Origin of the sequence: Streptomyces mangrovisoli, from assembly GCF_000974985.2 — a bacterium.
Taxonomy (GTDB): domain Bacteria; phylum Actinomycetota; class Actinomycetes; order Streptomycetales; family Streptomycetaceae; genus Streptomyces; species Streptomyces mangrovisoli.
This window is the reverse complement of sequence record NZ_LAVA02000006.1, coordinates 1-10,167: the sequence shown is the minus strand read 5'-3', so window position 1 is coordinate 10,167 and position 10,167 is coordinate 1. Positions and strand designations below refer to the sequence as shown.

9 protein-coding genes are annotated in these 10,167 nt (G+C 71.1%); 4 read left to right on the top strand and 5 right to left on the bottom strand.

The genetic code is table 11. The annotated features are described in order from the left end of the window. Nucleotides 1-228: 228 nt before the first annotated feature. The 5 genes from pgl to tkt are packed head-to-tail and all read right to left on the bottom strand — an operon-like array spanning nucleotide 229 to nucleotide 6,875. A complete protein-coding gene (pgl, locus tag WN71_RS03765) occupies nucleotides 229-1,011 on the bottom strand; it encodes a 6-phosphogluconolactonase (protein ID WP_046591139.1) in 783 nt (260 codons plus the stop codon). Further along, complete coding sequence (opcA, locus tag WN71_RS03760; protein WP_046591140.1) at nucleotides 1,008-2,099, bottom strand: glucose-6-phosphate dehydrogenase assembly protein OpcA; 1,092 nt, start codon at nucleotides 2,097-2,099, stop codon at nucleotides 1,008-1,010. The genes pgl and opcA overlap by 4 nt, the downstream gene beginning before the upstream one ends. After that, the gene (gene zwf / locus WN71_RS03755) at nucleotides 2,096-3,634 is read right to left on the bottom strand and encodes a glucose-6-phosphate dehydrogenase (protein WP_046591141.1); all 1,539 of its coding nucleotides are present in this window, start codon (nucleotides 3,632-3,634) and stop codon (nucleotides 2,096-2,098) included. Before zwf ends, opcA begins: the two co-directional genes overlap by 4 nt. 1 nt (nucleotide 3,635) lies before the next feature. Continuing rightward, entirely contained in the window at nucleotides 3,636-4,754 is a 1,119-nt protein-coding gene (gene tal / locus WN71_RS03750; RefSeq protein WP_046591142.1) for a transaldolase, read from the bottom strand. A gap of 33 nt (nucleotides 4,755-4,787) precedes the next feature. Further along, nucleotides 4,788-6,875 (bottom strand): transketolase, encoded by a 2,088-nt coding sequence (gene tkt / locus WN71_RS03745; protein ID WP_046591143.1) that lies wholly within the window; start codon nucleotides 6,873-6,875, stop codon nucleotides 4,788-4,790. A 351-nt stretch (nucleotides 6,876-7,226) separates the two neighbouring features. Here tkt and WN71_RS03740 point away from each other — a divergent pair, with 351 nt between their 5' ends. From WN71_RS03740 to WN71_RS42520, 4 genes are all read left to right on the top strand, one after another. Continuing rightward, complete coding sequence (locus WN71_RS03740) at nucleotides 7,227-8,195, top strand: heme o synthase (RefSeq protein ID WP_206300009.1); 969 nt, start codon at nucleotides 7,227-7,229, stop codon at nucleotides 8,193-8,195. Nucleotides 8,196-8,288: 93 nt separating this feature from the next. Further along, nucleotides 8,289-8,645 carry a hypothetical protein gene (locus WN71_RS03735; protein WP_046591145.1) on the top strand — a complete coding sequence of 119 codons (357 nt, stop codon included), beginning with the start codon at nucleotides 8,289-8,291 and terminating at the stop codon, nucleotides 8,643-8,645. A 56-nt stretch (nucleotides 8,646-8,701) separates the two neighbouring features. Then, complete coding sequence (locus WN71_RS03730) at nucleotides 8,702-9,808, top strand: amidohydrolase family protein (protein ID WP_046591146.1); 1,107 nt, start codon at nucleotides 8,702-8,704, stop codon at nucleotides 9,806-9,808. A gap of 193 nt (nucleotides 9,809-10,001) precedes the next feature. Further along, nucleotides 10,002-10,167: helix-turn-helix domain-containing protein (locus WN71_RS42520; protein WP_420856445.1), on the top strand; the 166-nt coding region annotated here is incomplete at its 3' end.

Below are 10,167 nucleotides of genomic sequence, written 5' to 3'. Positions count from 1 at the left end.
CCCAGGGGCTCCGCCCCCGGACCCCCGGACGTCTCCCACCCACCCACCCGTGACGGTGGGCTCAGATGCGGCCGGAAGGGCGCCCCGCCCCGCGCGCCGGAGCGCAGGGGCGGCGCCCCGTCCCGCGCGCCAGGCCGGCCGCCCCGCGAGCGAACGTGAAAAGGGGCGGCGGCGCTCACCGATGACCGGTGGGCGCCGTCGCCCTTCGCATGTCACTCCGTCAGCGCCTCACGGCGAAGCCGGGGGATACAGCTCCCTCGGGAGTTCCGACGCCGCTGCCGCGTCCAGGAGCCACAGGGTGCGGGAGCGGCCCCGGGCGCCCGCCGCGGGGGCCTGGATCTCGCCCGGGTCGGAGAGGGCGATCGCCGCGGCCCTCGCCTTGTCCTCGCCCGCCGCCAGGAGCCAGACCTCGCGGGCCGCGCGGATCGCGGGCAGCGTGAGGGTGACCCGGGTCGGCGGCGGCTTGGGCGCGCCGTGGACGCCGACCACCGTGCGCTCGGTCTCGCGGACCGCGGGCAGCTCCGGGAACAGGGACGCCACATGGGTGTCCGGGCCGACGCCCAGCATCAGGACGTCGAAGGACGGCACCGCGGCGTGGTTCTCGGGGCCGGCGGCACGCGCCAGCTCCTGCGCGTAGCCGTACGCGGCCGCCTCGACGTCGGCGCCGTACACCCCGTCCGAGGCGGGCATGGCGTGCACCCGCTTCGGATCGAGCGGCACGGCGTCGAGCAGGGCCTCGCGCGCCTGGGTGACATTGCGCTCGGGGTCGCCCTCCGGCAGGAACCGCTCGTCGCCCCACCACAGGTCGAGCCGGCCCCAGTCGACGGCGTCGCGGGCGGGCGCCTGTGCCAGCGCCGCCAGCAGGCCGTTGCCGTTGCGGCCGCCGGTGAGGACCACGGACGCGTGGCCACGCGAGGACTGCGCGTCCACGATCTTCGTGATCAGACGGGCCGCGGCGGCCTGCGCCATCAGTTCCTTGTCGCGGTGGACGACCAGCTGGGGGGCGCTCACGAGGAAGCTCCCTCCGCCTTGGCCTGCGGCGTCGCGTCCGTCCCCGCCGCCTTGTCCGGCTCCGGCGCCTCGTCCGTCACCGGCGTCGCGTCCGCTTCCTGCGCCCCGGCAGCCGCCGCAGCGCCGACAGGTTCTCCTTTGGCCGGCTCCGCCGCCTCGCCCACCGCGTTCAGCCGGTCCACGCCGAAGCGCAGCGCCGACGCGTAGGTGTCGTCCGGGTCGAGGCGGCGCAGCTCCTCCGCGATCAGCTCGGCCGTGTCGCGGCGCTTGAGCGCCACCGCGCGGTCCGGCTGGCCCGCGATGCACAGCGTCGCGAGCGAGCCGTCCGGGCGGTCCAGGACGATCGAGCCGTGGCTGGTGTCCATGCGGACCGCGGTCAGGCCCGGACCCGCCGACAGGGAGCGGCGGATCGGGACGTCGAGGCGGTCACCGAGCCACATCGCGAGCAGCTCGCAGCTCGGGTTGAACTCCTCGCCCTCCACCTCGACGGCCTTGACCTCGCAGGCGACCTGGTCGAGGGCGGCCGCCAGCATGGAGCGCCAGGGCGTGATCCGGGTCCAGGACAGGTCGGTGTCGCCGGGCGTGTAGGCGTCCGCGCGCACCCCCAGCTCCCGTACCGGCTGCTCGGCGGCGTAGGTGTCGGTGACCCGGCGCTGGGCCAGGGCGCCCAGCGGGTCCTTCGCCGGGTCGAGCGGCGCGTTCACCGGCCACCACACGACGACCGGCGCGTCCGGCAGCAGCAGCGGCAGGACGACCGAGTCGGCGTGGTCGGCGACCTCGCCGTGCAGCCGTACCACCACCGTCTCCCCGGAGCCCGCGTCCGCGCCGACCCGGATCTCGGCGTCGAGCCGGGAGCGGGTGCGGTCGCGGGGCGAGCGGGAGACGCGCTTGATGACCACGAGCGTGCGCGAGGGGTGCTCGCGCGACGCGTCGCTCGCGGCCTTCATCGCGTCGTAGGCGTTCTCCTCGTCCGTGACGACGACCAGGGTGAGCACCATGCCGACGGCCGGCGTGCCGATGGCGCGCCGGGCCTTCACCAGTGCCTTGTTGATCTTGCTGGCCGTGGTGTCCGTGAGGTCGATCTTCATGGCCGGCGCCAGCTCCGTCCGTCTCGTTCGAGCATTTCGTCCGCTTCGACGGGGCCCCACGTGCCGGACGGGTACTGCGCCGGCGTGCCGTTCGCGTCCCAGTACTGCTCGATCGGGTCGAGGATCTTCCAGGACAGCTCGACCTCCTCCGTGCGCGGGAAGAGGTTGGAGTCGCCGAGCAGGACGTCCAGGATGAGCCGCTCGTACGCCTCCGGGCTGGACTCGGTGAAGGACTCGCCGTAGGCGAAGTCCATCGAGACGTCCCGGATCTCCATTGACGTGCCCGGCACCTTGGAGCCGAAGCGCACGGTCACGCCCTCGTCGGGCTGCACGCGGATGACGACCGCGTTCGACCCGAGCTCCTCGGTGGCCGTGGTGTCGAAGGGGGAGTGCGGGGCCCGCTGGAAGACGACCGCGATCTCGGTGACGCGGCGGCCGAGCCGCTTGCCGGTGCGCAGGTAGAAGGGGACGCCCGCCCAGCGGCGGTTGTCGACGCCCACCTTGATCGCGGCGTAGGTGTCGGTCTTGGAGTTGCGGTCGATGCCGTCCTCCTCCAGGTAGCCGACCGCCTTCTCGCCGCCCTGCCAGCCGGCCGCGTACTGGCCGCGCACGGTGTCGCGGCCCAGGTCCTTCGGCAGCCGCACGGCGCCGAGCACCTTCGTCTTCTCCGCCGCGAGCGCGTCCGCGTCGAAGGAGGCGGGCTCCTCCATCGCGGTGAGCGCCATCAGCTGGAGAAGGTGGTTCTGGATGACGTCGCGGGCGGCGCCGATGCCGTCGTAGTACCCGGCCCGGCCGCCGATGCCGATGTCCTCGGCCATGGTGATCTGCACGTGGTCCACGAAGGACCGGTTCCAGACCGGTTCGAACATCGTGTTGGCGAAGCGCAGCGCCAGGATGTTCTGGACGGTCTCCTTGCCGAGGTAGTGGTCGATCCGGAACACCTGGTCCGGGGCGAACACCTCGTGCACGACCTTGTTGAGCTCCTCGGCGGACTTCAGGTCGTGGCCGAAGGGCTTCTCGATGACCGCGCGGCGCCAGGAGCCGCCGGTCTGGTCGGCCAGCCCGTGCTTCTTCAGCTGCTGGATGACGACCGGGAACGAGCGGGGCGGCACCGACAGGTAGAAGGCGAAGTTGCCGCCCGTGCCCTGCGCCTTGTCCAGCTCGTCGATGGTGGAGCGCAGCCGCTCGAAGGCGTCGTCGTCGTCGAAGGTGCCCTGGACGAAGCGCATCCCCTGGATGAGCTGCTGCCAGACCTCCTCGCGGAACGGCGTGCGGGCGTGTGCCTTGACGGCGTCGTGGACCTCCTGCGCGAAGTCCTCGTGCGCCCACTCGCGGCGGGCGAAGCCCACCAGCGAGAAGCCCGGGGGCAGCAGCCCCCGGTTGGCGAGGTCGTAGACCGCCGGCATCAGCTTCTTGCGCGACAGGTCACCGGTGACGCCGAAGATGACCAGGCCCGACGGCCCCGCGATGCGCGGGAGCCGTCGGTCGGCGGGGTCACGGAGCGGGTTGGACCCGCTGCCGGGAGAGGGGGACAATTCAGCCCTCCGTGGGAGCGAGGCGCTCGAGCTCCGCCTGGGTGGACTTGAGCAGGTCGTTCCAGGAGGCCTCGAACTTGTCGACGCCCTCGTCCTCCAGCAGCTGCACCACGTCGTCGTAGGAGATCCCGAGCTTCCCGACGGCGTCGAGGTCGGCGCGGGCCTGCTCGTAGGTGCCGGCGATGGTGTTGCCGGTGATCGAGCCGCTCTCCTCGGTGGCCTGGAGGGTGGCCTCCGGCATGGTGTTGACCGTGTTCGGCGCGACCAGGTCGTCGACGTACAGGGTCGCCTTGTAGGCGGGGTCCTTCACGCCGGTGGAGGCCCACAGCGGGCGCTGCTTGTTGGCCTGCGCCTTGTCCAGCGCCAGCCAGCGGTCGGAGGAGAAGACCTCCTCGTACGCCTCGTAGGCGAGGCGGGCGTTGGCGACGGCGGACTTGCCCTTGAGCGCCTTGGCCTCGTCGGTGCCGATCCCGTCCAGGCGCTTGTCGATCTCGGTGTCGACGCGCGAGACGAAGAAGGACGCCACGGAGTGGATCTTCGACAGGTCCAGGCCGCGCTCCTTCGCCTTCTCCAGGCCGGCGAGGTAGGCGTCCATGACCTCGCGGTAGCGCTCCAGGGAGAAGATCAGCGTGACGTTGACGCTGATGCCGAGGCCGATGACCTCGGTGATCGCCGGCAGGCCCGCCCGGGTCGCCGGGATCTTGATGAGGGTGTTCGGCCGGTCCACCAGCCACGCCAGCTGCTTGGCCTCGGCGACGGTGGCCTTGGTGTGGTGGGCCAGGCGCGGGTCGACCTCGATGGAGACCCGGCCGTCCTGCCCGTCGGTGGCGTCGAACACGGGGCGCAGGATGTCGGCGGCGTCGCGGACGTCCGCCGTCGTGATCATGCGGACGGCTTCCTCGACGGTGACCTTGCGGGCCGCGAGATCGGTGAGCTGGGACTCGTAGCCGTCGCCGCTGCTGATCGCCTTCTGGAAGATCGTCGGGTTGGTGGTGACGCCCACGACGTGCTGCTGGTCGATCAGTTCGGCGAGATTGCCGGACGTGATCCGCTTGCGCGACAGGTCGTCCAGCCAGATCGCCACGCCTTCTTCGGAGAGGCGCTTCAGTGCGTCTGTCATGGAATTACATCTCCTACGTGTCGTATATGGGCGTCAGCGCTGGGCGGCGGCGAGGGATTCCCGCGCCTTGGCGGCCACGTTCTCGGCGGTGAAGCCGAATTCGCGGAAAAGGACCTTCGCGTCCGCCGAGGCACCGAAGTGCTCCAGCGAAACGATGCGGCCGGCATCTCCCACGTACTTGTGCCAGGTCAGACCGATGCCCGCCTCCACGGCGACGCGCGCCTTCACCGCGGGCGGCAGGACGCTCTCCCGGTACCCCTGGTCCTGCTCCTCGAACCACTCCACGCACGGCATCGACACGACCCGGGTGGGCACGCCCTCGGCCTGGAGCTGCTCGCGCGCCTCGACGGCGACGTGCACCTCGGAACCGGTGGCGATCAGGATGACCTGGGGCTCGCCGCCCTCCGCCTCGAAGAGCACGTACCCGCCCTTGGCGGCCGCGTCGTCGGGCTCGTAGGTCGGCACACCCTGGCGGGTGAGGGCGAGGCCGTGCGGGGCCCCGACGCCGAACTCCTTGGTGTAGCGGCCGAGGATCTCGCGCCAGGCGATGGCGGTCTCGTTGGCGTCGGCCGGGCGGACCACGTTCAGGCCCGGGATCGCGCGCAGCGAGGCGAGGTGCTCGACGGGCTGGTGGGTGGGGCCGTCCTCGCCGAGGCCGATGGAGTCGTGCGTCCACACGAACGTCACCGGCAGGTGCATGAGGGCCGACAGGCGCACGGCGTTGCGCATGTAGTCGGAGAACACCAGGAAGGTGCCGCCGTAGACGCGGGTGTTGCCGTGCAGCGTGATGCCGTTCAGCTCCGCGCCCATGGAGTGCTCGCGGATGCCGAAGTGGATCGTGCGGCCGTAGGGGTCGGCCTCGGGCAGCGGGTTGCCCGCCGGGAGGAACGACGACGTCTTGTCGATCGTCGTGTTGTTCGAGCCGGCCAGGTCGGCCGAGCCGCCCCACAGCTCGGGGATGACCGCGCCGAGCGCCTGGAGCACCTTGCCGGAGGCGGCACGCGTGGCGAGGCCCTTGCCGGGCTCGAAGACGGGGAGCTTCTCCTCCCAGCCCGCGGGCAGCTCGCCCTGGGAGATCCGGTCGAACTCGGCCGCCCGCTCGGGGTTGTCGTCCCGCCACAGCTGGAACGCCTTGTCCCAGTCGGCCTTGGCCTCGGCACCCCGGTCCAGCGCCTTGCGGGTGTGCGCGATGACCTCGTCGGCGACGTCGAAGGACTTCTCCGGGTCGAAGCCGAGGACGCGCTTGGTGGCGGCGACCTCGTCGTCGCCGAGCGCCGAGCCGTGCGCGGCCTCGGTGTTCTGCGCGTTCGGGGCGGGCCAGGCGATGATCGAGCGCATCGCGATGAAGGACGGGCGGTCCGTCACCTTCTTCGCGGCCTCGATCGCGTCGTAGATGCTGTGCGGGTCGAGGTCGCCGTCCGGCTTCGGGGCGATGCGCTGCACGTGCCAGCCGTACGCCTCGTAGCGCTTGACGGTGTCCTCGGAGACGGCCGTCTCGGTGTCGCCCTCGATCGAGATGTGGTTGTCGTCCCACAGCAGGATCAGGTTGCCGAGCTTCTGGTGGCCGGCCATCGAGGACGCCTCGGCGGAGATGCCCTCCTGGAGGCAGCCGTCACCGGCGATGCAGAAGATGTAGTGGTCGAAGGGGGACTCGCCCTCGGCCGCGTCCGGGTCGAACAGGCCGCGCTCGTAGCGGGCGGCCATCGCCATGCCGACGGCGTTGGCGACACCCTGGCCGAGCGGTCCGGTGGTCGTCTCGACGCCCTTGGTGTGGCCGTACTCGGGGTGGCCCGGGGTCTTGGAGCCCCAGGTCCTGAAGGACTCCAGGTCCTCCAGCTCCAGGCCGAAGCCGGCCAGGTAGAGCTGCGTGTAGAGGGTCAGTGACGAGTGACCCGCGGACAGCACGAAGCGGTCGCGGCCCGTCCACTCCGGGTCGGCCGGGTCGTGCCGCATCACCTTCTGGAAGAGGGTGTAGGCGGCAGGCGCCAGGCTCATCGCCGTACCCGGATGGCCGTTGCCGACCTTCTGTACGGCGTCGGCGGCAAGGACGCGGGCGGTGTCGACCGCCCGCTGGTCCAGCTCGGTCCACTCGAGGTCTGTGGTGGTCGGCTTGGTGCTCACCCTGAGTCAGGGCTCCTCTCCACATGTCCGTTTACTGGTCTTGCGGGCGTGCGCCCACCGGCTGCCGATGAGCTGTCCGCCCACCGGCCGCTGTCGAGCCTACCCCCGTGAGAACGTGCATTTTTTCGAGTCATTCCAGACTGCCGGGCCTTTTGGACATCCGCCTCCCGACCGGCCCGGATCCCATTCGGCACATGAATACGCAGCCGCTCATCTGACTGCTCAATCGACCTTCCGTACGACCCCTGCCAACACGAGCCCACCCCCGCGAAGGACGGGGTCTGGGCAACGTCTACAGTGGCGTGGTACGCGCGAGTCTTTACCGTCGGTTCACACGACGGGCTCGCTGGGATGTCTCTGTCAGGGGTGTGCGTGACGGCCGTCGAATCCCGTCCAGTCGGGGTGGCTGGTGCGAGCCAGAGCCCGAGCCACCGGCCGTTCGGGGCTCGCTGCAAGGCGTTCGTGGCTCTGACCAAGCCGCGGATCATCGAGCTGCTGCTGATCACCACCGTTCCGGTGATGTTCCTGGCGCAGCAGGGTGTGCCGGACCTCAAGCTGGTCGTCCTCACCTGCCTCGGCGGATACCTCTCGGCCGGCGGCGCCAACGCGCTGAACATGTACATCGACCGCGACATCGACGCGCTGATGGACCGCACCTCACAGCGACCGCTGGTGACCGGGATGGTCAGCCCGCGCGAGTGCCTCGCCTTCGGGCTCACCCTCGCGGTGGTGTCCACTCTGTTGTTCGGATTGACGGTCAACTGGCTGTCGGCGTGGCTGTCGCTCGGAGCGCTCCTCTTCTACGTCGTCGTCTACACGATGATCCTCAAGCGGCGTACGGCGCAGAACATCGTCTGGGGCGGCATCGCGGGCTGCATGCCGGTGCTGATCGGCTGGTCGTCCGTCACGGACTCGATGTCGTGGGCGCCGGTCGTGCTCTTCCTCGTCATGTTCTTCTGGACGCCGCCGCACTACTGGCCGCTGTCGATGAAGGTGAAGGACGACTACGCGCGCGTGGGCGTGCCGATGCTGCCGGTCGTCGCCTCCAACAAGGTCGTGGCCCGGCAGATCGTCCTCTACAGCTGGGTGATGGTCGCGGTCTCCCTGACGCTGACCCCGCTCGGCTACACGGGCTGGTTCTACACGCTGGTCGCCCTGGTGGCGGGCGGCTGGTGGCTGTGGGAGGCGCACGCGCTCCAGGCCCGCGCGAAGGCGGAGGTGACGGGCGGGAAGCTGAAGGAGATGCGGCTGTTCCACTGGTCCATCACCTATGTCTCGCTGCTGTTCGTCGCGGTGGCGGTCGACCCCTTCCTGCGCTGATCCTCCGTACTCGTGGAAACGGGCGGGGTGAGTGGGCTAAGCCACTCACCCCGCCCGTCGCCGTTCGATATACCCGTCGGTAGCATCCTGACCATGGCAGACACGCAGCAGGTTGACCCGAAGGCCGAGGCGAAAGCCGACGCGAAGGCCGAGCGCAAGGCGGCGAAGCTCGCCCGGCAGATCGCGGCCTTCGCCAAGGCGCACGGCGGGGCCGAGGGCCAGGTGGCCTACATCGGCGAGCGCGGCGCGCGGATCGTCCTCGTCGGCGAGGACGGCGGCTGGGGCGACCTCGTGGCGCCCTCGTACGAGCTGGCGCAGCAGGCCGTCGAGAAGGCCGGCATCACCGTGCACGAGCAGTTCGACGGCGAGTTCGCGGCCAAGGTGAGGACGGGGCCGTACGAGTGGACCCGGATGGCGGGGATCCAGGTGGGCGGTCCCAGCAACACCTAACACCCGATTCACCCGTTAGGACCTTTGAGCACGCAAGGTCCACCCGGGGAGTCCGGATGATCGAAACGCCGTCCCTCGTGGACCAGTACTGCCACGGCGTACTGCGGACGGAGCTGGGTCTCGGCACCTTCGAGGCCCAGCTGGCCCGCACCGAGGGGCCGCCCGCGCCGGGCACCACCCTCTTCGACACCCAGACCGGCTTCGCGGTGCGCCGCTGGTGCCCGCCGCTGCTGGGTCTGGAGCCGCACTGTCCGCCGGCCCGCTATCTCGCGCGGCGCCGTGAACTCGGCGTGCTGGAGGCGGGCCGCCGGCTGCTGCGGGGCAGCGGCATCACCACCTATCTCATCGACACCGGCCTGCCCGGCGACCTGACCGGGCCCGCCGAGATGGCCTCGGCCGGCGAGGCGCACGCACACGAGATCGTGCGGCTCGAACTCCTCGCCGAGCAGGTCGCCGACACCTCGGGCACGGTCGAGTCGTTCCTCGCCAACCTCGCCGAGTCGGTGCACGGCGCCGCCGCGAACGCCGTCGCGTTCACCTCGGTCGCGGGCGTACGGCACGGACTGGCGCTCGCGCCGGAGCCGCCGGGGCCGGGCGAGGTGCGCGGTGCGGCGGGCCGCTGGCTGGCCGGGCGCCGGGTCGGCGGCGAGCTGAGCGACCCGGTGCTGCTGCGCCATCTGCTGTGGATCGCGGTCGCCTCGGGCCGCCCGCTCCAGCTGCATGCGGGTCTCGGCGAACCCGGGCAGCGCATCGACCGCACCGATCCGGTGCTGCTGACCGACTTCGTACGGGCCACCGCGGGCCTGGGCACCGATCTGATCCTGCTGCACGGCTACCCCTACCACCGGGACGCGGCCCATCTCGCCGGGGTCTTCCCGCATGTCTACGCCGACTCGGGCGCCGCCCTCGTGCGCACGGGCGCCCGCGCGGCGACCGTCCTCGCCGAGATCCTGGAGCTGGCCCCCTTCGGCAAGATCCTCTTCTCCAGCGGGGCGCACGGCCTGCCCGAGCTCCATGTGGTGGGCGCCCGCCTGTTCCGGGAGGCGCTGGGGCGGGTCCTCGGCGGCTGGGTCGCGGAGGGCGCGTGGTCCCTGCGGGATGCTCAGCGGGTGGCGACGATGGTGGCTGCGGGGAACGCGCGGCGGGTGTACGGGGTGGGCTGAGCGCCCGGGCTCGGCAGGGTGGGCCCGCCCACCACCCACCGGCCTGCGGCCGCGGCGCGACGGTTGTGCCCGGTCTGCGGGCGGTTTGTGGCTGGTCGCGCAGTTCCCCGCGCCCCTACTGACTTCGGCTCGCCAGGGTGAATCTTGGCGAAGTGCCTGATGGGGTTGGAACAGTGCCTGTATTCGGTGGTGTGTGAGATATGGCGATGGGGGTGGGCTGACCGCCGAGGGGCGTCGGCGCCGGGAATCGGTACGGATGCAGGCGGCCGAGCTGTTCGAGCGGAAGACCAAGGTGTCGGAGGTTGCGCGGCGTCTGCGAGTGAGCCCGAAGTCGGCTTATCTGTGGCATCAGTTGTGGC

Excerpts from the sequence above, each read along its gene's own strand:
- opcA (WP_046591140.1), bottom strand. The coding sequence starts at position 2,099 with ATGAAGATCGACCTCACGGACACCACGGCCAGCAAGATCAACAAGGCA.
- tal (WP_046591142.1), bottom strand. The coding sequence starts at position 4,754 with ATGACAGACGCACTGAAGCGCCTCTCCGAAGAAGGCGTGGCGATCTGG.
- WN71_RS03740 (WP_206300009.1), top strand. The coding sequence starts at position 7,227 with ATGTCTCTGTCAGGGGTGTGCGTGACGGCCGTCGAATCCCGTCCAGTC.
- WN71_RS03735 (WP_046591145.1), top strand. The coding sequence starts at position 8,289 with ATGGCAGACACGCAGCAGGTTGACCCGAAGGCCGAGGCGAAAGCCGAC.
- WN71_RS03730 (WP_046591146.1), top strand. The coding sequence starts at position 8,702 with ATGATCGAAACGCCGTCCCTCGTGGACCAGTACTGCCACGGCGTACTG.